This window comes from Scytonema sp. PRP1 (assembly GCF_036697665.2).
Lineage (GTDB): Bacteria > Cyanobacteriota > Cyanobacteriia > Cyanobacteriales > Nostocaceae > Kalymmatonema > Kalymmatonema gypsitolerans.
Genome location: NZ_JBAHYJ020000137.1, coordinates 50,712 through 75,512, shown reverse-complemented (window position 1 = coordinate 75,512; position 24,801 = coordinate 50,712). Strand labels below are relative to the sequence as shown.

The window sequence follows — 24,801 nt, the reverse complement described above, 5'->3', positions numbered from 1 at the left end:
TTAAAAAGTTTTTGCAACACAGTCCAAGGTTTGACTCGCGGCGATAATTTCCTGTCTCGCCCATCGGTCGGCTGCAATGATGTCGTGGAGAGTTGGGGTGGAGACGTTATGGCGTTGGTAGCGATCGCACGCCCGTTCAATCAAACGCCCAATATCTAAAAACTGAATTCTTTCCTCTAGGAATAAGCTGACAGCTTGTTCATTTGCAGCATTGAGAACTGCTGGCATACAACCCCCAGCGCGACCGGCAGCATAAGCCAATTGCATACAAGGATACTTTTGATGGTCTGGAGCACGAAAGGTCATCTGCCCCACTTTCACTAAATCCAACTGCTGCCAATCAGTATAAATTCGCTCCGGCCAAGACAGAGCATATAGCAGTGGTAGGCGCATATCTGGCCAACCTAATTGCGCCAGTACTGAAGTATCTTGCAGTTCAATCAAAGAATGGATAATACTTTGGGGATGAATGACAATGTCAATATTGTCATAGTCAACACCAAACAGCCAGTGAGCCTCGATAACCTCCAACCCTTTATTCATCAAAGTGGCGGAATCTACAGTTATTTTGCGACCCATTGACCAGTTAGGATGCTTCAAAGCATCAGCCACAGTGACTTGTGATAACTTTTCAACTGGCAAATCTCGGAAAGCCCCGCCAGAAGCTGTCAGCAGAATTCGCCGCAGCCCACCACTAGGCACTCCTTGCAAACACTGAAAAATTGCCGAATGTTCTGAATCTGCTGGTAACAGCTTCACTCCATGCTGCTGCACCAAGGGCAAGACAACTGGTCCGCCAGCAATCAAGGTTTCCTTGTTAGCCAAAGCAATGTCTTTGCCTGCTTTGATTGCAGCAATGGTAGGTAACAGACCTGCACAACCCACAATGCCAGTCACTACAACTTCGGCATCGCCATAGCGGGCAACTTCAATTACCCCAGCTTCGCCTGCTAGTAGAATTGGTTGGGGGTCGAGGTCTTTTATCGCTGCTTGTAGTTCAGGTAGCTTCTCGACTTCACAAATAGCTGCGATTTGAGGTCGGTATGTGCGGATTTGTTCAGCCAGCATTTCTACATTCCGCCCTGCTGCCAATCCCACCACCCGAAATTGGTTGGGGTATTGAGCAACAATATCCAGTGTTTGGGTACCGATAGAGCCTGTTGAGCCAAGGATAGAAATTGCTTTCATGACAGTGTTAGTGGTTAGGGGTTAGTAGTTAGTAGGTAGTGGTTAGTTAGTAGCTATTAAGAACTAACGACTTACAGCAACAACTTCAGGTAACAATGTTGCCAGTATTTCTTCAAGTTTTCTGTGTAACTGATATTGGCTGCCATCATTAATTATGGTGAAGTCAGCCATTGCAATTGGACCACCTTTTTCAATTCTCTCAATTTCCAGGAAATCTCTTCTCTGGGCTTCTACAATTGTTAAAGGTCTTTCTTGTCTTAAAGTAAGGCGTTCATACCTTATAGCCTTGGGAGTAAAAATTGCCAAAACGAGTAGTTCATCATTAAACTCTTTTTTTAGAGTTTTATACTCGCTAAAACTATAGAGACCATCAATAATAACTAATTGATGGTCTAACATTTTTTCTTTAATAAATGGTAATGCTTTTTGGGCACAGACATCCATTCCGTGTTTTGTTCTCAATTCTTCTCTGATAATTTGCTCATTATTTGGTGTGATTGGTAGTGCCCGCTTTTCTACTTCTTGGATGATAATGTCTCCAAACCGAATTATCGGGAAGCCATGATTTTTTAGATAGCTAGCTACCACACTCTTACCCGATCCAGGCATACCAACAATAGCAATAATTCTCACCATATTTCCTCCTTAAGAATCTGGAAATTGCAATCTTACGTGTGAAAGGATGGAATGCGAATACTGGAAGGCGTAAATTGTGAAACCCACAGGTCTAAATCAGGGTCAGCAATAGCTATCTTCACGGACTCTAGGATTTGCTGTGCCTCAGCCTGAGAGTGAGTCAAGGCAAACACGGTAGGACCAGAACCTGACATCATCGTCGCGCATCCCAACCGTTGGAATTCTTCTTTGAGCCGCTGCACTTTTTGATATTCTGGCAGTACTACCCGTTCTAGGTCATTATAGAGAAACTGACCAATGTTCCGCTCATTTTGGTGGTTGATGGCGGATACCATTTTTTCTATGCTGGCAGACTGTTCAAGATTCTCGACAGCAAGAGCATTGGACATGCAGGAGCTAAGGTATTGATGACGGAATGTCTGATAAGCCCAAGCTGTTGAAACCGAGAGACTGCGGTACTTACCTAAGACTACATAGGAACGACCCAGTACTGGCAAAGGAGTCAGGTATTCGCCTCGTCCTGTTGCTAGCATTGTACCGCCAACGATACAGAAGGGAACATCTGATCCGAGTAAAGAACCCAGGTATTGCAATTGTTTGTCGCTTAATTTCAGGTTCCACATCAAATTCAACCCGACCAAAACTGCAGCAGCATTTGTAGAACCGCCAGCCAATCCTGCTCCAACAGGAATCCGCTTATGGATTGTGATATCGACGCCGCCATATCTGGCAAAGGCATCAGGGAATTTTGTTGCCATCAGTGCTGCCGCCTTGTAAGCCAGGTTGCTCTCGTCTTGAGGCACTTCTGGATGGTTGCAATGCAGACAGATGGCATCATCCGAGCGTGAGTGCAGGTCAATCTGGTCTGCTAAGTCGATACTTTGGAGCACCATTGCCAGATCGTGGTAGCCATCTGGGCGAGCGCCGATAATTTCCAGGTATAAATTGATTTTTGCCGAGGCAATTAGGGAGTAGGAAAGCATGAGAGTAATTTTAGGGTTGGAATTGAGATGAGTGGGTAGGAGCACGCTCAATGGACGATCTCAATCTTCTTGGCTTCGTCCCCTAACAAACTTGTCCCAGAAAACTGGTTAAGAATTGAGAGTGAGCGCAAAGACGGAATTCGTTGCGAGAAGATGGTTGGCTTGGTCACTATCAATTCCCAGTGGTTCTAAATCAGAAATTTCTCCCAAAATTTCAATCATCTTATACTCTTCAACACAAAACCCTTGTTCTATAAAAAACTGTCTGGCGTGTTCCATATCATTGAAGCAATTATCTATTAATGATCTACCTGTGGTATTATAAATACCTTGAAATGTTGTATGTATTTTTGGGTTAATTTCCTGTAACCTATACCATCCATCCTTAGTATTTAGGTCAGGAGTAATCCAAACACCTCCGTAGCGTTGAAGCATATTCCGGACATTGGCGCATACCCGCTCCTTTTCAGGAAAAGTCAAGTAAAGCAAAAGCCCCTCACACAGGATTGCGACCTTTTCAGAATCATGCAGGTAATCGGCGTCAATGGGAAATTGGCTTGGTAGACTGGTAGCATCTATTGCTTCAAACTGGAGATTGGGACGTTCCCCAATCAGTTGCATAACCAGCTGCTTTTTGAAGTCAATCATAGCAGGTAAGTCACTTTCGACAAAAGTGACGTTTGGGTTTTCAGACATCGCCATACCACGGGGCAGCAAGCCTGAAGCCAGTTCGATAATTTGTGTGTAGCCAAACATGGCAATGAGATGGTTGATTACTTTGTAGCGTGACTCAATCCACAGTACCAGTGTGGCCAACCTCTCGAGATGATGTCCAGTATGCTGCTCAAAGACAGTTTGAGCATCCACTTTTTGAGCAATTTCAAGAGCGTATGGAATATCGCTGAACTGCCTACTATAGGCAGCGGCGAGTGCTGTCGGACCGATTAAATCAAAGCTAGAAGCTGTTGATGTTCCCATTTTATTATCTCCGGGCTGTTTAATTTTGCTAATTGACATTAACTGAACTGCATTTCTGCTTAGCTGCCTTGATGTCAAAAATCTTTTCGATGACATCGGAAACAACTTTATCTGGGGTGGAAGCTCCAGAGGTAATGCCTACCACAATTGGACCCGATGGTAACCAGTCTTCAAGTACTTCTAAACAGGAATGCAACTTTTTGTGCTCAATCCGATTCCCTGGTCCTATACGCTCTGCAGAGTCAATGTGATAGGAAGGAATTGAGCGCTCTTTTGAGATTGTTTGGAGTTGAGTTGTGTTGGAAGAGTTAAAACCGCCAACCACCACCATCAAGTCCAGCTTTTGTTCCACAAGCTTGTACATCGCATCCTGACGCTCCTGGGTGGCATCGCAGATGGTGTTGAAGCTGAGGAAGTGATTATTTAGCTCTTGTGGACCATACTTACGCATGAGTGTGCGCTCAAAGAGCTTGCCTATTTGCTCAGTTTCTCCTTTAAGCATTGTGGTTTGGTTAGCAATACCCACTCTGACCAGGTCAATGTCTGGATCAAATCCCAGAGAATGAGCATGAGCAAATTTGTTTAAGAATTCTTCACGGTCTCCGCCATTGAGAATGTAATTGCAGACATATTCAGCCTGTTGCAAATTCAGGATAACCAGATATTTCCCTGCAAAGGAACTGGTAGCAATCGTCTCTTCGTGCTTGTACTTGCCATGGATAATCGAGGTGTAGTTTGCTTTTTTGTGCTTCTCAACACTGTTCCACACTTTAGAAACCCATGGGCAAGTCGTATCCATAATTTTGCAGCCTTTTTCGTTCAACAGTTGCATTTCTTGAACACTGGCTCCAAAAGCAGGCAGAATCACGACATCTTCTGTTGCAACGACCGAAAAATCCTTCTGCCCCTGATCGTTAACCGGAATAAATTCAACCTGCATTGCCCTCAGATTTTGGTTAACCGACGGGTTGTGAATGATTTCGTTGGTGAGCCAAATGCGCTCGTTAGGAAATTGCTGACGTGTTTCATAAGCCAAAGCAACGGCTCGCTCTACCCCCCAGCAAAATCCAAACGCTTCTGCCAACCGAATTGTAACGTCGCCGGACTGCAACGTATAACCGTTGTTTCGGATCTGCTGAATCAAATCGCTCTGATACTCGAAGTCTAACGTTCCTGTCACTTCTTTTGCGTGCCCAAATCCTTTGCGATAGTAGTGCTCGGAACTATGGAGCGAGCGTTTAAAGGCTTTGGTATCCATTATTCATTCCTCTTGTGATTACAAATGCAGTTTAATTGCTGCTTAATTATCAATAGAATAGTTATCTATCAGTGTTAACCATCGCAGGCAGGTTATCATGGATCACAGACATGATGTGAATCATTTTCAGCGCACGGCAGTTGGCGTTGCCATCTCTTGTATGCCAAAAGAGAGTTCGCAGCTAAAAGACACAGAATTGGGCGCAAGCGTTTTCCCCCTTCGAGTATTGTCCCCAGTGCGATCGCAATTATGCAGGCGCTCCGCGCCATCGCAAAAGCCACTCAAATTGATTCAAAGTGCTCAACCTATCAATCCGCCTAAAGCTCAAACCGTTGTGCAACTCGTATCTGGAATTTGCTATCAGGACTTGGCGTAGGTATTAGGTCAATCCGGAGTTGATAGTTCGCTGGAACCATTTCTAAGCGAACGGCTTGGAGAATAGTTGCGATATTGAGCGGGATCAGTGCTTGTGCGAAATTCATGCCCAAGCACATATGTGGATCCAAACCAAAAGGTGCGAATACACCTGGCTGACGATGATGTTCTTCTCTGCCTTTTTTGTAGCGATCAATGTCAAACTGGAAAGGATTAGGATAAAATTCCGGCAGCTGGTGCGGTACGGTTGTGGCAATGAGCGCCCTTTGTCCGGCTTCGATACGGTATCCCGCAAACTCGAAGGGAACCGTAACGCTGCGGAATACAGCTGGAGCGATCGGGTACATCCGTAGGGCTTCTAGAGTAGCCCTCGGCAAAACATCTAGCCTACGCAAACTATCAGGTGTGGGCATGCCGTTGGCAAATAGTGCATTCGCTTCAAAAGTTGCCTGCTCCAGAATTTCTGGATGTTTGAGAAGGGCATAGAGCAAGAATGCAGCGGTACTGGCAGCAGTATCTACCCCTGCGAGGAATGGATTCATTACCGCCAGAATGCGATCTTCCTGCGTTGGCAGAATTTCCGGTTCCTGTTTCATGAACTGGAGTAGATCGTCAATGAGATCAGGATGACGATGCTCTGAAGCAGCCGCCGCTTTAAGGCGATCGCCACTCGGTTCGGTGGTATGGGCAGCTATGACCTTGCGTAATAATTCAAAGACCCGTGCCTTTGCCCGTCGATAAGCTGGCAGGTACGTCATAAATTCTGGACGTAACCTAGTCGTTTTGGTCGCTATCAGAATCCGAGAAAATAAGATAATGTCATCCAGATACTCGTACGGAGAGTAGTTAGTTAATAACAAACCAATTTGTTGGATAATAATCCGCTGCATCAGATAGAAGACAGGCTGTGGCTTGATGGTTGACCAGCTTGCCACCTCTCGTCTAGCAATTGCGACTGCTTGATCTAACTGTTGTTCAAGCATAGCAAGGGAATACCCTAGTTTCGACGCGTTGCGGTACTTAGCATGGTCAGGACCATCCATACTGCCTATTGATCGCGAGACACCAAGTTCGGCATTAAAATCCTGCAAAGCCTGAGCGGAGGTAAAGTATTTCGTTGCTTCTTTGGAAAAAAACAAATTCGCTTCTCGTCCAGCAAGAACTACAAACTCCATATTCAGAGCACGGATGCGAAAAATCGGTCCCAATTCCAAGTACTTCTTCCGCAAAAAGGCATCCATATCACTGAATTCCAGGGCGTTGCCTAGAACAGGCAAACCTTTTGCCAACGGGGGACGTAACGCCTTGTGATTGCGGTTCTTTTGTTGCACCAATGTGTCCATTACACCTTCCTTCTTTCAAGCTGATAAAAATAAAAAAAAATAAAACTTTTAGAGTAGGACATTTAATAATGTTTAGGTCGTGGAACTTGTAGTAGAAATTCCCAACTGTCTTAGTTGCACCCAAGCGGTTGTGTGATGTATCCGAATACCAAAGTGTTATTTAATCAGTTCCTCTTGCTTGGCGCGCCTTTATCAGCGAACAGTTATCAGTAAAGAATGAACAGTAATAACTGATAACTGTTTACTGATAACTGATTAGTTAGTTCTAGCTGTGATGAAGTCTGCTAGAGCTATCAGAGGTTGCGCGCTCTTTTCAAAGCAAGCTAGTTCAGCCTTAGCTTTTTCAACTAATTTTTTCGCCTCTAGTCTGGATTCCTCAATACCCCACAAACTGGGATAAGTGACTTTCTGCGCCTTTTGGTCTTTACCTGCGGTTTTCCCTAGTTCCTCAGTTGTTGCGGTAATATCAAGCACATCATCAATAATCTGGAAGGCCAGACCAATATTGCGAGCATAACGCTCTAGTCGTTGCAAAAGATCCTCCGACGCTCCAGCTAGGAGTGCTCCACACACAACTGAGGCTTCTAACAAAGCTCCAGTTTTATGGGTGTGAATAAAGTTGAGGGTTTCTACATCAACATTTTGCTGTCCCTCATGTTCTAAATCCAGAACTTGACCACCGACTATACCAGTTGCTGTAACTGCATGAGCTAACTTAGCAACGACTTGCAACAACTGCTGGGCGGGAACTCCTTTGGAGTGCACTGCAATAAACTCAAAGGCGTAGGCTAACAGTGCATCACCAGCCAGAATGGCAATGTCTTCGCCATAAACTTTATGGTTGGTCAGTTTACCTCGTCGATAGTCATCGTTATCCATGGCGGGCAGGTCGTCATGGATCAGAGACATGGTATGAATCATTTCCAGCGCACAGGCAGTGGGCATCGCCATCTGTTGTGTGCCTCCAGAGAGTTCACAACTAGCAAGACACAGAATTGGGCGTAGGCGTTTTCCCCCAGCCAGCAGAGAATAGCGCATAGCCTCGTAGATTTTTTCGGGATAGACTACAGTGATTGATTCCTCAAGCGCTGCTTCTACTTGGGCTTGCCGTTGTGATAAGTAAGCCTTTAGGTTAAAGGTTGCTTGTTTGATTTCACGCTCAAATCCCTGAGGCTGGACAAGTTCAGAATTTTGCAATGACCGTTCAAAAACTTGAGTATTCATTGGCTTCTGTAGTAGGTGATAGTGTCCGAAATCAGTGATAACTGTTGAGTGTTAACTGTCTTAAGGGTTAACCCAACGACCGTCAGCTTTAATCAAGTTAATCAGTTCTTCAACCCCTTGGGACTCTGGCACTTTTTTGATTTCTTCACGCCCGCGATACAGAGAGATATAACCGGGTTGCTTGCCAACATAACCATAGTCTGCATCTGCCATTTCCCCAGGACCGTTAACAATACAGCCCATCACAGCAATGTCCAAACCAGTTAAGTGCTTGGTAGCTTCTCGTACTTGATGCAAAACTTCTTCCAGGTTAAACAAGGTGCGACCGCAAGAGGGACAAGCCACATACTCTACCATAGTCTTCCGCAGTCCTAGTGCTTGCAGAATGCTATAACAGACAGGAATTTCTTTTTCTGGGGCTTCGGTGAGTGAGACGCGGATGGTATCACCAATGCCATCAGCTAGCAGAGTCGCAATTCCAGCAGTAGACTTAATCCGACCGTACTCACCATCACCTGCTTCCGTTACACCCAGGTGCAACGGGTAATCCATACCTAATTCGTCCATCCGTTGTGCCATGAGGCGATAAGCAGCAATCATCACAGGCACTCTGGATGCTTTGAGCGAAATAACCAAGTTACGGAAGTCGAGGGATTCACAGATGCGAATGAATTCCAGAGCTGATTCTACCATTCCTTCGGGTGTATCACCATAAGTAAACAGCATTCGCTCTGCAAGGGAACCATGATTTACACCAATCCGCAAAGATTTCCCTTGATCCCGCAGAGAGATAACCAAAGGCTCTAAGGCTTCACGAATTTTGTCACCAATTTCGTCAAATTCTGCTTGAGTGTATTCAGTGCGATTTGAGTTGGGTTTCTCAAACACATAAAGCCCTGGATTAATCCGCACCTTATCAACATGGTTTGCGACTTCCAAGGCAATCTTCATACCATTGTGGTGGACATCAGCCGCCAAGGGAACATCTTGGTAAGTCTGTTTAAGTTTCTGCTTGATTTGAGCGACTGCTTTGGCATGAGCTAGACTGGGCACAGTGACGCGAACAATCTCACAGCCGATTTCATGCAGGCGACGAATTGCACTAACAGAACCCGCTACGTCTAAAGTGTCCTCGTTGATCATCGACTGCACCACCACAGGAGAACCACCGCCAATGGTGACATTACCAACGCGCACAGGACGAGTTTTACGGCGGGGAATGATAGTGCCAGTAAGGGTCTGATTAGAAGAGGCGTTAGAAGCCAGTGGAGTTGAGAGAGTTTGCATAGGTTACGATTTGGATGGTAAAAGCCAGAAACTAGTCATCAGAAACTGCTTACACCACTACGCCAGAAAATCTATTTTCAATCCGCTAGTAGAATAGCGCGTGGTGCAAGGGAAAACTTTATCAGCGCATCGCAGCATCAGTCATTTGTTTGCGCGAGGCGTTTTGCAATAGTTGTACACTTAGTTTGGGTAATTCGACTTCTTTTAGGACGCGATCGGCAATTTGTGGACCAGTCAAGCCTAGTTCTAATTGGGATTGTTCCGGAGTTGCATGCTCCACTAACTGGTCAGGTACACCGATGCGGATAACTGGAACTACCACATTGTGGTCGAGTAGCGCTTCGGCAACGCCTGAACCAAAACCACCTATCAAACAGCCTTCCTCCAGGGTGAAAACTCGACCAAATTGCTTAGCCAGAGGCACAATTAAGTCAGTATCTAAGGGTTTGGCAAAGCGGGCATTGACTACCGTTGCTTCAATGCCGTATTCGCTCAAGGTGGCAGCGGCTTGCAGCGCTGGCATTACCATCGAACCATAAGCAACCATCAGCACATCGTCTCCAGAGCGGAGAATTTCTGCTTTGCCAATCGGTAAGGGTTCCCAACCTTCTACTAACAGGGGCACTCCATGACCATTACCGCGCGGATACCGCATGGCGATAGGACCATTGGTGTAGTTGATGCCAGTCACAAGCATTCGCTGAAGTTCGGCTTCGTCTTTGGGAGCCATCAGTACCATGTTGGGTATGCAACGTAAATAGGCGATGTCGTACATTCCTTGATGGGTGGGACCATCAGCACCAACAATGCCAGCTCGGTCCATACAGAAGAAGACGGGCAGATTTTGAATGCAGACATCATGGATAATCTGATCGTAAGCCCGTTGCAGGAAAGTGGAGTAGATAGTGGCAACGGGGCGCATACCCTCACAGGCTAGACCTGCTGCCAAGGTCACTGCATGCTGTTCGGCAATCCCCACATCAATGTATTGCTCTGGCAGTTGTTTCTGGAGGATGTCCAGCCCTGTCCCGGTGGACATGGCTGCAGTAATGCCAACCACTTTAGGGTTGTTCTTGGCTATTTTAGTTAAAGTTTCGCCAAACACCTTAGAGTAGCTCGGAGGTTTGGGCTTATTGGAAGCAATTGCCTTGCCTGTTTTTAAATCAAATTTGTTTTGCGCGTGGTAATTAACCCTTTCTTGCTCGGCGAACTCATATCCTTTGCCCTTGACTGTCGCTACATGCACCAACACTGGACCTGTCTGTTGATGCGCCTGCTCAAAGGTGGCAATCAATTCCTCCAAATTGTGCCCGTCGATTGGTCCCATGTAGGTGAAGCCCAGTTCCTCAAACACTGCTCCCACCTTAGGTACTGCCAAACGCTTGATCCCTTGCTTGATGCGACTCAACTCTGGGAGAACGGAATCGATATGCGTTATTGTTTCAAATTGTTCTTCCAGTTTTTTGAGTAATTGTACACCGGAACTGAACCGCAGTTGATTCAGGTGAGAAGAAAGCGCACCCACATTGGGTGAAATCGACATCTCATTGTCGTTGAGTACGACCAACAAGTTAGTTTTGGGCATGTAACCTGCATGGTTAATCGCTTCTAGTGCCATGCCGCCTGTCAGAGAGCCATCTCCAATGATTGCGACGACTTTGAAGTTTTCTCCTTTGATATCTCTGGCTAGAGCCATCCCTAATGCGGCAGAAATACTGGTGGATGCATGACCAGCACCAAAATGGTCAAATGGACTTTCGCATCGCTTGAGATAGCCTGCAATGCCATCCTTTTGTCGTAGAGTATGAAAGCGATCGTACCGTCCAGTGAGCAGTTTGTGTGGATAGGCTTGATGACCTACATCCCAAATCACTTTATCGTGGTTCAAGTCTAGAGTCTGGTAAAGCCCCAGAGTCAGTTCAACCACACCTAGACCTGGACCTAAGTGACCACCACTGGTGGCTACTGTTTGTAAATGCTTTTCTCGAATCTGATGGGCAATGTCTTGCAGTTGTGGAATTGATAGTCCGTGCAATTGATTTGGATGGGTAATTTGGCTCAGATGCATAAGAAGGTTCCTTTTTTAAGTAAGTAGAAAAATCCAATTCTGAGAGCCTGTTTCTCAAGATATGTAAATTAACCGCCTTTGTATCATCCTCATCGTGGAAGATAACTATGGTTTGCTATTTTCAAATGCAATATGAATGACTGATTGGGAGCGATCGCTTTTGGGATAATTGAGAATAGTATCAATCAGCCATAAGTTGATGATTGGCTTTCCATCTCTTGTGTTCCAACTATCCAAGTAATGGGGACAAGCCGCAGCAAAAGTTTTGTCAGTTAACTAGCTAAACCGTTAAGCAGGCATTTAAACAATAATTTTTCAGGGTTACAGGCTCATCTTGAAGTGCTACTGACATTACCTTAGGCGACCTGCCCTGTTCTACAAAGACTACCAACTTTTAGACGAAGTTTGAGTTGTGTGTGACGTATCTTTTACTCTGCCTTATCAATCCACTTGCGATAGAATTCTCTGAACTTCAAAAGTAAATAATCATCTTTGACAAAAATTTTCCCTCCATCTATCTTCATGGTACCCCAAATCGGTAAATCCTTCTTACTACTAACTTTGGACTGCCAAGCAAAAAGCATATAGAAAATTATATCTAACAAGAAATTGCCTGTTTTCTTAACCCTTACCAATGCAACCCCAATAGAATGATTTGCATTAATTGGTGTGCTGCCAAGCATGACTCTCATCACTTCCCTATCATCGAACAACATTGTAAGCACATGCCCAGTAGGCCAGGTGTCTATTATGTGTGTCATTTTTTTAAACTTTATCCCTAAAATACGGAATATTCCATCTGTTATCCCACCAAATTGCTCGAGAACATACTTCTCGACAGACATGTCAATGACTCCTCGATACCAAGCTTCTGGAGTAATGAATAATTCGTTCTGTTGTTCTGGGTGTTGCTGCTCCTGTAGGGTGTATTCAATAGGTACTTTGTCATTGATAGGCAGAGAATGAACGGAGGTATAATGACGATAATCATACATATTTTCAATCATCGTTACGATTGGTATTTTAGATTCCACAGCAAAGCGGAAAGCCATATAGTCTTTCTGCCTCTTTTTTTCTGCGGGTAAATAGACAGGTACAGGGAACAAAGGAGTTTTAGAACCATACCACACCCAAATGTGATCATATTTTTCAACAGTAGTATAAGTAGCCTGACGAGCCTTTGAGGGAATGTTTTCTACATTAGGAATAGAAACACACTGTCCAGAGTTATCATAGCGCCACTTGTGATATGGACATTCAAGACAGCCATCTACTCGTTTACTAATCGCTAGACTAGCTCCCAGGTGTGAGCAGTAACGTTCCATAATGACTGGGTTGCCGTTTTCATCTCGCCAAGCTACTAAGTCCTGGCCAAATAATACTATTGCTTGTGGCTTTTTACCCAAAGCTTTGGATTCCATAGCAATGTACCAGCTGGCTGGAAAAACCTTTTCTTTTTTATCTTCTTTTTTATCTCTAGTTTGCTCTTTGACTTGCTCAAGTTTGACGCTCATTTGTTTCTCCTTGGAAATTTAACCTGATGTACAACTTGCTTGAAAATTTGATTCAAATAAGGTGTTTGTAGTTAACGTCTTTGTAGTCGCCACCACAGTAGGTCATACTGCTAACTTCTGATTATTCGTTAGATATTGTTCATAGGTTGGATGTAAAACCTCCACAAAGGTATTGTCAAAGAAGGTGATTTTCTAAGGTCTAATCAACTTGAGAAAGTACTGAGATTTGACAATACCTTTGAGAGGGTCAATTGCAGGCTACAAATATTTGAGAGGCTCTTATTTCTCCAACACCTGTGCTGCCTTTTGGAGTGAGCTTAAGACAGTAGCAGTCGTGAAAATGCTGTTGTGATCGAAAATAATACTGCCTTCAAATCTCTTATTATCTCCTTCTTCAATCTCGACGTAATATCTCCACCGGGGGAATTCATCGGGGTTTGGATCAAAGGGAAAGGGTATCCGCAGGTAAGCAGATAGCTCCCAAGAACCATTCAGCTTCTGTTGCTCCAAAAGCCATTGCGTTGCAGCGGCTGTTGCAGCTTTGACTTCTGCATCGTCTGTGTTTAACAGCAATAACCGCAAGCACCATGCAGTGGCAAAAGTCGAACCGTTTGGATGCCTGGAAGTTGCCACAAATCCTTGGGGACTCAAGCGCTTCAATCCCCATGCCACTGCTTGCTCGATGCGGGGCTTGTCGCTGGCTTCACCACTCGCTGCTAATGCCTCTGCCGCTAATGCCGTTGTGTATTCATGGTCAGGCCACCAATAACCTTTCCAGTTTCCTTCAGAGGTTTGAGTTGCTCTCAAGTAGTCAAGCAAACGTGAGTGAAACTCTGGTAATCTGGCGACCGCAGCACTAACACACGCATGAGAGCTACACCAACCCGCAAAAGACACTTTGGCTAAATCAGGAACCTTAATATAGGCTCGTATCGGTTCCTCACGGAAGGTGGATAACCCACCATCAGGCTGCAATTGGCTAGCCAGAGCCAGCTTTGCTCGTTGCGCCCGTTCCGAATCGCTCGCACCTACTGCGGCAGCTAATTGCAATGCCCAGCCTGTGGTATCGGCATCTGTGCAGAGTTTGTAGTTATAACCCCACCCACCTGATGGACGGTGGTCGCGAGTTTTGAGTAGTTCCCAAGCTTGGAGCAGAGCTGAATGGATGCGGGTGTCAGGCACTTCAGATAGTACGGTGCCGACATAACCTGTTACCCACTCATCACCAATGCTAGCAGCCTGAGGGAAATTGTAGTCCTGCCACCATCCCTCTGGGGTTCTTGTTTCCAATAGAAATGTGACTGCGGCGTTAATGGATTTACTTAGCTGGTCGAGATCAGAAAATTGCAGTTTGTCTTGGCTGGTAGATTTTTGTAGTGATTGTGACTTCATGTTTTTTACCTCGATACACAATGGGGTTTATCAGTTATTTGCAACTCAGCGAGTTGTGCTCTAATGAAAATGGCTTGGCGATCGTCAGATGTGCATACATATGGAACTCACAAACAACTGGCTGTTGTCAGTGCTTCCTGATGCTGCAATGCCATTGGTCCTATGTATTTTCTTAGGTAAGGCGAGAAAACTTCATAAATCAGTGTTAGAGGCTTTCCTTGATGCCAGAAGAGGTAGTGGCGTCCCCAAAAATCACCCTTTTGTGCGAAAGCTGACTGTAGGGCAGCTGATTGACCGTAGTGAATTGCCAGAACTTCTCGATACAACTCTGTACGTTTTTTCGATAGACTAGCCCAAATCGGTAAACTCCGGTTCTGCAAATACTTATCTACATAATTCGCGTTCCACCATGAGGTAGCATACGCTAATCGCTGACCAGAAGCTGTACGTAGCCACACCTGCCGTCGCAGTCGTGGTCCCGGTAATAATTGAATCGCTTCTGGAGCACCATCTGAGTCCATACCAATGTTAGACATCTCGATTAAATCGACTTCCGTGCGTTCACCAGTTAGGAGTTGGAGGTGCCGTGTTGGAGAGCCATCTCCTAGGAGGAGCATCTGCCAAGAGGGTGCCAACTGGGTGTGGGGTAAGCCTTGTTGAACTATTTCCTCCCCCCCTTGCCAAAGGGGCATCAAGGAGTGCCATGTTGTGTTGTAAACAGTTGTTAATGTCATCTTCTTGCTGAAATTAGCTAGACAGAGTTAAAAGGGCATTGATTCACACCTATAGCAATCCAAAATTCAAAACTTTAGAGACCTACATCATGCCAATGAGTAACACAAAGCCAATCCAAACGTTTTCGTCAAACATTTGGCTGTAGAGAGGATTTTGCAGTTGTGGGTTACGCAGTCGTATACATTGCCAAATCCAGATTATGGTTGCAAAAACTAGGCTAACAAAGAACCGGAATGGCAACTGCATATAGACACCCAGCCAACTCAGTAGTAAGGCAGTGCCGATATAAAAAACACCAACGGCAACATAAACGTATTCACCAAAGAATAAAGCGCTGGAATTGACACCAATCCGTCGGTCATCCTCCCGGTCAGACATGGCATAAACCGTGTCAAATCCTAAAGTCCACAATACGGTTGCACCCCAGAGAAGCCAAGTGGAAAACTCTAAGTGCTTGCTGATTGCACTCCAGCTTACCAGAACTGCAAAACCCCAGGCTATAGCCAGCACTAGCTGGGGTACTGGAAATACCCGCTTCGCTGATGGATATAACACAATCACCGGCACCGCCGCCACCAACAACCAGAAGGAGAGCGGATTGAGATAAAAGCCAAGAATCACAGTGGACACCAGAGATATCAGAGCGACAACAATGCCGACTTTGACAGAGAGGGCACGGCTCGCCAAGGGGCGCTGTTGCGTTCTTTGCACCTGTGGATCGATATCGCGGTCCCACAAATCGTTAATGACGCACCCAGCAGCACTGCTGACTAAACTAATTAAAATGATGACGCTGACAAGCGGTGCCGGTGGCGTTGCCCGTGCCGCCAAAAACACAGCCCAAAGGGCAGGAATCATTAAGATTAACCGTCCGGCTGGCTTGTCCCATCTTATAAGTCGAATCACTGTGAGCCAGCTGGGTTCTCTTTGTTGAAATTCTTGTTGGGTAATCATAGTTTGCAAGGCTGAATTTAGACGAATGTAATAGCTATAACTCTCAAGAAATTCTCGATTTTCTCTCCATCCAGCACCAGCGTAAAGTTAACCGCTCTCAAGAAAACAATTCTGTTTCTATTTTCTTTGATTCATAATACTGGAAGGAGAAGTAACGACTGCAAAATGTACACCATTGAATTAGAATCTCCAAATATTAACTTTTTTCTCCATAAACTTGCGATACAAAAGAACGATATAAATGATGTCCAACACAAACACAAGAGGATACATGAAAATATTCTGTATTAACGGATAGGTTTTGTTAGAGATAATTTCTGTGAAAAGCGTTGGAAGGGTGTGAATATTTAATTGAGTATTCATATCAGGCAATCCCCCAACAAACGTTGCGAGCGCAAAAGCTAAGCTACCAATCCACTTGCTAACTGCGATGCAAAGAGACTGACCACATACGTCATCGCGTCTAATAAGCAAATCAATCAAAAAAAACGATAATAGCGCGTTTGCGGCTAAGCCAGTGTACACTCCTATTGAATCATTAAATTGGTAAGTCAATAAGACAGTGACTAATAACATAATAGCTGTTAAAGTTACAAAGATCACAGAAAAATTCTTCTTGATAAATTGAGATTTATAATCCTTGTAGCCATAAAGAAAACACTGCCAAGCAAGTATCGATTCGATTAGAAACCAGAAAGTAGCGCCATATTGTATTGATTTACTAGGTGTTGGGTAAAGGAATGCAAAAGTAAGTTCCCAAGCAAGGTTTCCACTAATAGCCAACATGGGCGTGCCAAGTAATTTATCTTTGAAGCCACGCCAGATCATGCCAACATATGCCAGCAGCCAAAACACACCAGAGACAATCGCAGATGTTAAGTACACAGTCATGTTTGTACTCATCACTTATACCTCTTAAGCTAATGCCAATACACAAATGTTGAATGTTCAAAAAAGGTGGTAAAGAATCAGCCCGAAATATCATATGGTTTGGACTAGATTCCTAATTAACTGACAAAAGTATTAAACTTTATCGACAACAAATTTCACACGAAAGCGATGCTCTACCAAGGTTTATATCGCAGATATATCAAGGGTATTCCGTGTATACTGTCTGTCAAAAGTACCAATTAAGCGATCGCCTCCGGCGGGTACTCCGTGCTATCGCGCGTAGGGCAGTGCCCCTTGGCTCAGATCTTGCACCTATCCGTATAACCCTGGGTTTAGCCAAAAGCAGCGTAAGAAAGCTACAGTGTTTTTCTTGGCTTTTCTCGGTACAATAAGGGTTTGAGGGTTAGTACGGTGTGTCAAATTGACATCATTTTTTCTTGGTGCAAGATGTGAGTTGGGCAATTTCACAAAATCACATTTAAGTTGTTTGTTAATCTGTTGCCAGGTCAGACTGTAGACAGAACCTTTTGAGACTGACGTTGAGCTGTCACAACCATTTCCAGGCTAGATGGAGGAGCGTAGGTTGTGGTGTGGCGTACAAGCTTGATGGGGCGCTGCTCTACTAGAGCGAGTTGCCAGCCCGATAAAATGGTAGCCAGGACTAATTTCATTTCAAACTGGGCAAATGCCATGCCAATGCAGCCACGATGACCGCCTCCAAACGGCAAATACTCGTAGGGGGCAAATTGCCGCTCAAGAAAGCGTTCTGGCTTAAATTGCCTCGGCTGTGGGTACAAATCTTCACGTTGGTGAGTTAGATAAGACAAGACTATTAGTGTTGTACCTGGATCAAACTGGTAACCCATAATTTCCAATGGCGCTTTCAGGTGGCGAGGATTAGTATGAGCAATCACTGGGTACAAGCGCAGTGTTTCTTGACAAACCGCATTTAGATAAGGAAGCTTGCTTGCCAAGTTTGGGTCAGTATCAATGCCAATAGTGTCAATCTCACTCTCGAGCTTGCTCTTGACCTGTGGATGATAGTGAATCGAGTGCAGGGCTGATGTCAATGTACTTGCAGTGGTGTCATGACCCGCAAACAACAGCGTCATAAGTTGATCGCGCAACTCCACATCAGTCATAGGCTGACCGTCTTCATCACGAGCCATTAGCAATAGGGTAAGGATATCGGTACGCTCATAATCCATTGACTGCCGTCGTTCTTGGATTTCGCTGTAAAGCAGTTGATCAATTTGCTTTTGCAGGCGCACAAATTTTCCCCACGGACTCCAAGGACCCAAATCCCATCGAAGGGCAGGAATAAACAGCAGGCTTGCTTTCAGGGTCGAGCTGATTGTATCCAAGAATGAACAGAGCAATTCTCTTAATTGCTCGTAACGTAGTCCTTGATGCAGACCAAAAACGGCTTGCAGCATCACACGTAAGGTAATCTCTTGCATAGCTAGACGAACTGAGAAAGCTTCACCAATCGTCCATTTTGCCATCACTTGCTGGGTGATATCACGAATCAGTTGGCCGTAGGTCCGCATACGCTCCCCATGAAAGGGGGGTATGAGGAGACGACGCTGGCGTTGATGAAATTCGCCGTCGGTCACCACCAGGGAGTACTTCCCTACAACCGTTTCAACTTCAGTTATCTGACGACTTTCAAACAAATTTGGAGCGGCAGAAAAGATTTCTTTAATCGCTTGAGGGTGACTCAAATACACAGTTGGAGAATTGTTTCTATCTCCTATCGTGAAAGCATCACCATACTGTTGTGCCAGTTTATCAAAAAATTCAAAGGGACGTACAATAAGCTGGATTGTGTGTAGCCAGTTTGGTATCCGAGGACCATCAGGAAGTTTCATAAGCTTTGCCTTGTGTTCCCTTGTGTAAAAAGTAATAGACTACTGTTGAAGTGATTATTTTGCCAACTGTTGCTCAACAGACCCAATATTCTATCTGAATGATGTTTTTAACTAGTACAGTGGGACATTAACAATCGGTTGGTACAGACCGTACAGTACAGTCTCTACAGGTATCCAAAACTGTCGAAAAATTTTCCTGTCCGCTGTCAGTAGGTAGAAATTAGTACAGTACGAATTAAGCCGTACAAAATCACATTTGAGTTACCTGCTAGCTGGTTGCCGGATCAGACTGTAGACAGAACCTTTTGAGACTGACGTTGACCTGTCACAACCATTCGCAGACTAGATGGAGGAGCGTAGGTTGCGGTGTGGCGTACAACCTTGATCGGGCGCTGCTCTACTAGAGCCAGTTGCCAGCCCGATAAAATCGTAGCTAGGACTAATTTCATTTCAAACTGGGCAAATGCCATGCCAATGCAGCCACGGTAGCCGCCTCCAAAAGGCAAATACTCGTACGGGGCAAATTGCCGCTCAAGAAAGCGTTCTGGGTTAAATTGCTTCGGCTGTGGGTATAAATCTTCACGTTGGTGAGTTAGATAAGACAAGCCTATCAGTACTGTACCTGGATCAAACTGGTAACCCATAATTTCCAATGGTGCTTTCAGCTTGCGAGGATTAGTATGAGCAGTCACTGGGTACAAGCGCAGTGTTTCTTGACAAACCGCAGTGAGATAGGGAAACTTGGCGATTAAGCTTAGGTCGGTATCAATGCCGATAGTGTCAAGCTCACTCTCGAGCTTGCTGTTGATCTGTGGGTGATAGTGAAGCGAATGCAGGGCTAAGCCCAATGCACTCGCAGTAGTTTCATGACCTGCAAACAACAACGTCATGAGTTGATCGCGCAATTCCACATCAGTCATGGGCTGACCTGCTTCATCGCGAGCCATTAGCAATAAGGTAAGGATATCAGTACGCTCAGAATCCATTGACTGCCGTCGTTCTTGGATTTCGCTGTAAAGCAGTTGATCAATTTGCTTTTGCAGGCGGACAAATTTTCCCCACGGACTCCAAGAACCCAAGTCCCATCGAAGGGCAGGAATAAACAGCAAGCTTGCCTTGAGGGTAGAGTCGACTGTCTCTAAGAATGAACCGAACAATTCTCTTAATTGCTCGTAACGCGGTCCTTGATGCAGACCAAAAACGGCTTGCAGCATCACACGTAGGGTAATCTCTTCCATGACTGGACGAACTAGGAAGGTTTCACCAATCGTCCGTCTAGCCATCACTTGCTGGGTGATATCACAAATGAGTTGACCGTAGGCCCGCATCCGGTCCCCATGAAAAGGGGGCAACAGCAAACGGCGCTGGCGTTTATGAACTTCGCCGTCTGCCATCGCCACAGAATACTTTCCTACAATCGTTTCGGCCTGAATCGGGTGGTCACTTTCAAACAAATTTGGATCGGCAGAGAAGATTTCTTTAATCGCTTGAGGGTGACTCAAATACACGGTTGGAGAATTGTTTCTATCTCCTAGCGTGAAAGCGTCACCGTACTGTTTCCCCAGTTCATCAAAAAATTCAAAGGGACGTGCAATCCGCTGGATTGTCTGTAGCCAGATTGGCATCCGAGGACCATCAGGAAGTTTCATAATTATGTGTGCAGATCTAAATAGTATTCCTAAGCTTTATAGCTTTTGTTTTTTGAAATTTTTCCTAAATAAGGAGAGTATGGAAGTCTGTATTTAGAAACTGTTTCACTCGAAATATAAAACAAGTTGCTCTTACACCTTACTGGCAACAACGCACTATGTGCTTAAATTTTTAGTGCTTAACTTTTGACGGGAATTTGAAATGGTAATCTTCCACTAGTATAGGGGATAAAAAATATTTTTGAACATAGAAAATCTTATTTTTTTCCAGAACCAACATAACTTAAGTTAATGACTCGTTACTTCACTTCTTTACATTAAAACAAAGAACTATCAACCAAACGCATTTTCGTGGAGCACACCATACGTCTGGTTAAAATCTTTCGACTTCCCCAAAAAAGATTTCGCCTTAATCAAGAAAAATATAAACCAATACGGTTGCTGTTAAGGATAATCGTAGGTTGGGTTGAACGCTCGTGTTACCCAACAAACCACGAAAAATGTTGGGTTTCGTTCCAAGGGCCCAACCTACGCAGTTTAAGGTTTTTGGCGCTAACACCAACCGTATTGAAATATAAACAGGTGATTTTCACAATTTGTGGGTTAGCGTTCTTCCATCACTGTCGCTAGAGAAAAATATAAAATCCTTATTTACTAAGGCTTTTATCAATTGACTAATGTTTTAGCTTCTTTGTTAGGAATAAAGCGCCGCAACCTTGAAAAAACGTGGATTTCCAAATTAGGGCATAATTTTTCTCTCTACATAGTGATGAAAGAGTGTTAGTCAGGTACTTTCTGGGGGCATTAATATTACCAGTCTAAAATCTGCTCATTTCCGAGCGCAGAAATTATTCATTTTCTGGCTCGTTCTTAACAACAAACATCTCAAAACCTTATTTCATTAGACTTCTTGCAAAAGTCAAAAAACGTGAATGTCATTCTGAGCGAAACGCAGTGTAGCGTTCGCGTAGCGTGTCCCGAAGGGACTCAGAATCTCCAGAGATGTTCTCACTCGGTAAACATGACAATTCAAGCATTTTTGCAAGAGGTCTATTGTTTCAACTGGCTAATTTTAGTAGGGTGCAATCGCACGTAAGGGCAAAGCGCCCCCGAAACGGGGTACGCGCAGCGTATTCCGGAGGAACTCAGGGCACTGCTTTTATGTGCGATGCTCCCAAAGAAAGGCGCGCAAGGTGCGTAAGTCCTGCGGAGGCTTGTGCCAACACAAAGCAGCGTGCCCAAAGGGCATTGGTGCGGAGCACCCGCCGTAGGCGATTGGTGCCCACTGCCCTTTGGGCGATTGCGCAAAGCAACGAAACCCAACATTATCAACGTGTTAGTTGGGTAACCCCACGGGTTTGCTCAACCTACAAACATTCTTAACTGAACTGTATTGTTTCTTAAGCGACAGGCTCTAAGTTGTGTCTACTTAAGAAGGCAGAAGTACGCGCGGCAGAAGGCAGAAGGGACATCCCCACGCTTAAAAGCGGGGGATTTAATAAAGTTTGCACTCTATTATTTGTCTCCATCCATAAGGTAGGGGGCTGTCTTACCATATGGCAGAGCACAGAGGACTTACCTTTGTATAAAAGTTACTATCTTTCCTTCAGCATAGCTGCCCTCTGCCCTCTGCCTTTCTTCCGTTAAGAAGGCAGAAGTACGCGCGGCAGAAGGCAGAAGGGCATCCCCACGCTTAAAAGTGGGGGATTTAATAAAGTTTGCACTCTATTATTTGTCTCCATCCATAAGGTAGGGGGCTGTCTTACCATATGGCAGAGCACAGAGGACTTACCTTTGTATAAAAGTTACTATCTTTCCTTCAGCATAGCTGCCCTCTGCCCTCTGCCTTTCTTCCGGTAAGTATGCCTGTCGCAAGACTTCTTCAGCAAACTTAGGATTGTCATGCATTTGCTGAAACAGTAGAACTAGTGTATTTGGACAACCTTCAATCTCGATACAAGCACCAGGGAAAGTGACCTCAAAAGTTTGAACGACTTTCTCAACCTGTTGTTGACTTTCCTGTTTGATGTTGATAACGCGGACGTTTGTATTTAGCTGATAAAATTCCTCAGTAGCTTCAGATTCTAGTTTGTCGTCCTGTGTCTTTTCGACTTGTGGCTCTAGTTGTTCCACACAATCTGGTTTGACCATAAACTTTTGTGTTTGTTGTCCCTCAACATCCACTTCAAGTAGTTTGTCAGTCGTCACGTGGCACATATTTGGAGTTTTGTTTATCCAAGTGTTTTCAATGTCACTGTTGTATGAATGCTGGATACAGATGTTATCGCCCACCTCAAAATGTTTTAAGGGTGCTATTGAGCTCAAGTCCTCTTGATGAAAAAATTTGTCTGTATAAGGAGTTAAGACATGGACTCCAACTGCACTTGGCAACTTCATTTCAGAAACCTCGGAAAATTTAGGACTATCAAAATCTCTGTGATAAATGAAGTTGCTATCAAATAGCATTGGCGTCTGTATCTGTGCTTCATTAAGTAAGTGCTCTCGAGTTTGGTCTGCACTACCGTTTATTTCAACAGTAGATTCTGCTTTCAGGACTTCAACAAGGGAGGACTTTTCGGTGGAATCGATGGAAACTATTGTTTTGTTTCGTTTACCAATATTGGCAGTATTGATAATGTAAGTTGTACCACAGCGTTGAGCTATGCGCTCTTGCGGTTGAGCGATAAACCTTTGCTGCGCCTTCTTCAAAGTGTCCTCATCAATGCCATACTTTTTGGCATATGCAGAGTCTATCTTCGTTTTGTACGAACATAGTTCCTCCTTGAGCTTACGTACTAACCCTTCAGCAACACAACATTGCTTCGCTATTTCGTTGTTGCTCCACTGTGACCATTCAGGATCAGCAAGTAATGTCAGCACAGCTCTCCTCTTGTCAGTATTGGAGCGCCTCAATCCATGTTTCGCATTAGCACCAACTGAATAAAGAACCGCGTCTCGGTAGGTTCCTTGTCGAATGTCTACTGCAATGCTAGAAGCTCCCGTCTTTAAAGCCGCCTCTAATCGGTGAAATCCATCTGCCAGCCAGTAATTGATGTCGTCGTAGAAAACAGTCACAGGAGGAAATTTTACTCCTGTTGTCATGGCTTCAGCATACTCACCAATTAACTTTTGGTTGAGGTGAGCTCTGGGTTGAGTAGCGCGATCGCTACGGATGAGTGAGATTTCAAGATATGACATTACCTGGCACCTCCTACTGATGAAAAAACTGCTGGACATTGTAATTTCCGGAACAAGCTGAATGTGGGGAGGCGACAAATACATGGTCACCTACTTATAGGAGAACGCCCACATCCATAAGTCGCATCCGTCTTTTAAGGATTTCAACAATATACTCAGCCAGTTATTTTAAAAATCAAGAGTTTTGAAAATTCGTCAAGGGAGAATTGGAGATTAGACCATTTAGAATTCTCTTAAAAGCAGAAGGGTCTATTCGTGATGCTTGAAAGGCATTTTGCGACAAACTACCACTCGTCATAGATGTAGAGCTCATGAAGTACAAATGATACCAAACTCTATCGCCGTGGGGAAACACTAGTTATCGATGTCAAACTAACTTTGCGCTTTTTTTGAAATTTTTATATTTCGTAATTTATTCTACTTGCAATCAATCAAGCTTTGTCAAGAGAAAAATGTTCCCTAATCTTTCAAAAAGAGGATACATTTTGTACTCATGTTATCCGAGGGCTAAAGATAATTTGGTAAAAATAAGCACAATATTTTCAGGATTTTTCTCAAAAAGCTTAATATAAAAACCGCTATATTCCAATCAGTATAGCAGTTTCATGATTTTTATTTTTTGTCAATACTTGTATTTGACACATTCGTGACAAGCGAAGGTAATGCAATACAGTTCGGTTAAGCGTAAAACCAGGTAAAGTGAGGCCTTCAGCCAGAAGAAATTCCTTTTGTTTTCACGCTTGCGTGAGGGAAATTCGCGTGGGAGCAGATACAGCCACTAGAGGGAAGAAGTAATCCCCTTGTCAAAAAACTAGAGCTAAGTTTCTGTCCAAGAAACCGATACACAAGGGGGTAGGAGTAAAAAAACGAAACACTCTCGTTTTCCTTACTTAAGACCGCCTACAGCTTAACCCAACCGTATTGGGCAAAGAGGTGTCAAAAGTATTAAGCACAAAATTCGGGCTTTAGTATATAGTAATATTTTTGTCAATCTATAAAGTATCTTAATAAATTTTATGTAAAAAGAATAATATTGCTTATTGTTAGCTAATTATTTGCTTAACTGTCTTAACTGTCTTAACTGTCCTTGCGTGTTGCTAATAAAATTGAGAAAATTTTTGTGGAATGCAGATAAAGTTGTTTTTCTTTTCTAAGAAGATGTTTGAAAAGTCGCAAAGTTTACTGAAGAACCCCACTTCCATTCCTCTCCCCCTGTGGGAGGAGAGGCTTTGAAACCCCCCATTCCAATAAAAAAAG

Annotated in this window: 17 protein-coding genes; all 17 read right to left on the bottom strand. The window is 44.3% G+C overall.

All coding sequences use genetic code 11. The annotated features are described in order from the left end of the window. Positions 1-1,188 (bottom strand): 1-deoxy-D-xylulose-5-phosphate reductoisomerase, encoded by a 1,188-nt coding sequence (gene dxr, locus V5G28_RS36250; RefSeq protein WP_332990373.1) that lies wholly within the window; start codon positions 1,186-1,188, stop codon positions 1-3. A 63-nt stretch (positions 1,189-1,251) separates the two neighbouring features. Then, positions 1,252-1,824: an AAA family ATPase gene (locus V5G28_RS36245; RefSeq protein WP_332990371.1), complete on the bottom strand. Its 573-nt coding sequence runs from the start codon at positions 1,822-1,824 to the stop codon at positions 1,252-1,254. Between the two features lie 32 nt (positions 1,825-1,856). Further along, a complete protein-coding gene (gene ispE / locus V5G28_RS36240; RefSeq protein WP_332990399.1) occupies positions 1,857-2,807 on the bottom strand; it encodes a 4-(cytidine 5'-diphospho)-2-C-methyl-D-erythritol kinase in 951 nt (316 codons plus the stop codon). A gap of 108 nt (positions 2,808-2,915) precedes the next feature. Further along, positions 2,916-3,785: a class I SAM-dependent methyltransferase gene (locus V5G28_RS36235; RefSeq protein ID WP_332990368.1), complete on the bottom strand. Its 870-nt coding sequence runs from the start codon at positions 3,783-3,785 to the stop codon at positions 2,916-2,918. 28 nt (positions 3,786-3,813) lie between these two features. Then, complete coding sequence (locus V5G28_RS36230; RefSeq protein WP_332990364.1) at positions 3,814-5,043, bottom strand: 4-hydroxy-3-methylbut-2-enyl diphosphate reductase; 1,230 nt, start codon at positions 5,041-5,043, stop codon at positions 3,814-3,816. 317 nt (positions 5,044-5,360) lie between these two features. Then, positions 5,361-6,761 carry a cytochrome P450 gene (locus V5G28_RS36220; RefSeq protein ID WP_332990361.1) on the bottom strand — a complete coding sequence of 467 codons (1,401 nt, stop codon included), beginning with the start codon at positions 6,759-6,761 and terminating at the stop codon, positions 5,361-5,363. Between the two features lie 255 nt (positions 6,762-7,016). Then, positions 7,017-7,985, bottom strand: coding sequence for a geranylgeranyl diphosphate synthase CrtE (gene crtE / locus V5G28_RS36215; RefSeq protein WP_332990359.1), 969 nt, complete (start codon positions 7,983-7,985; stop codon positions 7,017-7,019). 60 nt (positions 7,986-8,045) lie between these two features. Continuing rightward, a complete protein-coding gene (gene ispG / locus V5G28_RS36210; protein WP_332990355.1) occupies positions 8,046-9,272 on the bottom strand; it encodes a (E)-4-hydroxy-3-methylbut-2-enyl-diphosphate synthase in 1,227 nt (408 codons plus the stop codon). 121 nt (positions 9,273-9,393) lie between these two features. Then, complete coding sequence (gene dxs / locus V5G28_RS36205) at positions 9,394-11,340, bottom strand: 1-deoxy-D-xylulose-5-phosphate synthase (RefSeq protein WP_332990353.1); 1,947 nt, start codon at positions 11,338-11,340, stop codon at positions 9,394-9,396. Positions 11,341-11,768: 428 nt separating this feature from the next. Next, on the bottom strand, positions 11,769-12,854 hold the full coding sequence (locus V5G28_RS36200) for a Rieske 2Fe-2S domain-containing protein (RefSeq protein ID WP_332990348.1): 1,086 nt from the start codon (positions 12,852-12,854) through the stop codon (positions 11,769-11,771). Positions 12,855-13,133: 279 nt separating this feature from the next. Further along, positions 13,134-14,246 (bottom strand): prenyltransferase/squalene oxidase repeat-containing protein, encoded by a 1,113-nt coding sequence (locus V5G28_RS36195; protein WP_332990346.1) that lies wholly within the window; start codon positions 14,244-14,246, stop codon positions 13,134-13,136. A gap of 107 nt (positions 14,247-14,353) precedes the next feature. Further along, entirely contained in the window at positions 14,354-14,980 is a 627-nt protein-coding gene (locus V5G28_RS36190) for a chorismate lyase (protein ID WP_332990344.1), read from the bottom strand. 82 nt (positions 14,981-15,062) lie between these two features. Continuing rightward, entirely contained in the window at positions 15,063-15,935 is an 873-nt protein-coding gene (locus V5G28_RS36185) for a 4-hydroxybenzoate solanesyltransferase (RefSeq protein ID WP_332990342.1), read from the bottom strand. Between the two features lie 180 nt (positions 15,936-16,115). Continuing rightward, complete coding sequence (locus V5G28_RS36180) at positions 16,116-16,838, bottom strand: transmembrane-type terpene cyclase (RefSeq protein WP_332990339.1); 723 nt, start codon at positions 16,836-16,838, stop codon at positions 16,116-16,118. Positions 16,839-17,332: 494 nt separating this feature from the next. Next, positions 17,333-18,697, bottom strand: coding sequence for a cytochrome P450 (locus tag V5G28_RS36175; RefSeq protein WP_332990336.1), 1,365 nt, complete (start codon positions 18,695-18,697; stop codon positions 17,333-17,335). Positions 18,698-18,981: 284 nt separating this feature from the next. After that, the gene (locus tag V5G28_RS36170; protein ID WP_332990334.1) at positions 18,982-20,346 is read right to left on the bottom strand and encodes a cytochrome P450; all 1,365 of its coding nucleotides are present in this window, start codon (positions 20,344-20,346) and stop codon (positions 18,982-18,984) included. A 1,788-nt stretch (positions 20,347-22,134) separates the two neighbouring features. Beyond that, complete coding sequence (locus V5G28_RS36165) at positions 22,135-23,544, bottom strand: ParB/RepB/Spo0J family partition protein (RefSeq protein WP_332990332.1); 1,410 nt, start codon at positions 23,542-23,544, stop codon at positions 22,135-22,137. Positions 23,545-24,801: the final 1,257 nt, after the last annotated feature.

Bases quoted from the DNA above. Each gene is read 5' to 3' on its own strand.
- V5G28_RS36165 (WP_332990332.1), bottom strand. From the start codon at position 23,544: ATGTCATATCTTGAAATCTCACTCATCCGTAGCGATCGCGCTACTCAA.
- V5G28_RS36200 (WP_332990348.1), bottom strand. From the start codon at position 12,854: ATGAGCGTCAAACTTGAGCAAGTCAAAGAGCAAACTAGAGATAAAAAA.
- ispG (WP_332990355.1), bottom strand. From the start codon at position 9,272: ATGCAAACTCTCTCAACTCCACTGGCTTCTAACGCCTCTTCTAATCAG.
- V5G28_RS36190 (WP_332990344.1), bottom strand. From the start codon at position 14,980: ATGACATTAACAACTGTTTACAACACAACATGGCACTCCTTGATGCCC.
- dxs (WP_332990353.1), bottom strand. From the start codon at position 11,340: ATGCATCTGAGCCAAATTACCCATCCAAATCAATTGCACGGACTATCA.
- V5G28_RS36235 (WP_332990368.1), bottom strand. From the start codon at position 3,785: ATGGGAACATCAACAGCTTCTAGCTTTGATTTAATCGGTCCGACAGCA.
- V5G28_RS36185 (WP_332990342.1), bottom strand. From the start codon at position 15,935: ATGATTACCCAACAAGAATTTCAACAAAGAGAACCCAGCTGGCTCACA.
- V5G28_RS36170 (WP_332990334.1), bottom strand. From the start codon at position 20,346: ATGAAACTTCCTGATGGTCCTCGGATGCCAATCTGGCTACAGACAATC.
- V5G28_RS36175 (WP_332990336.1), bottom strand. From the start codon at position 18,697: ATGAAACTTCCTGATGGTCCTCGGATACCAAACTGGCTACACACAATC.
- V5G28_RS36245 (WP_332990371.1), bottom strand. From the start codon at position 1,824: ATGGTGAGAATTATTGCTATTGTTGGTATGCCTGGATCGGGTAAGAGT.
- V5G28_RS36230 (WP_332990364.1), bottom strand. From the start codon at position 5,043: ATGGATACCAAAGCCTTTAAACGCTCGCTCCATAGTTCCGAGCACTAC.
- V5G28_RS36220 (WP_332990361.1), bottom strand. From the start codon at position 6,761: ATGGACACATTGGTGCAACAAAAGAACCGCAATCACAAGGCGTTACGT.
- crtE (WP_332990359.1), bottom strand. From the start codon at position 7,985: ATGAATACTCAAGTTTTTGAACGGTCATTGCAAAATTCTGAACTTGTC.
- ispE (WP_332990399.1), bottom strand. From the start codon at position 2,807: ATGCTTTCCTACTCCCTAATTGCCTCGGCAAAAATCAATTTATACCTG.
- V5G28_RS36195 (WP_332990346.1), bottom strand. From the start codon at position 14,246: ATGAAGTCACAATCACTACAAAAATCTACCAGCCAAGACAAACTGCAA.
- dxr (WP_332990373.1), bottom strand. From the start codon at position 1,188: ATGAAAGCAATTTCTATCCTTGGCTCAACAGGCTCTATCGGTACCCAA.
- V5G28_RS36180 (WP_332990339.1), bottom strand. From the start codon at position 16,838: ATGAGTACAAACATGACTGTGTACTTAACATCTGCGATTGTCTCTGGT.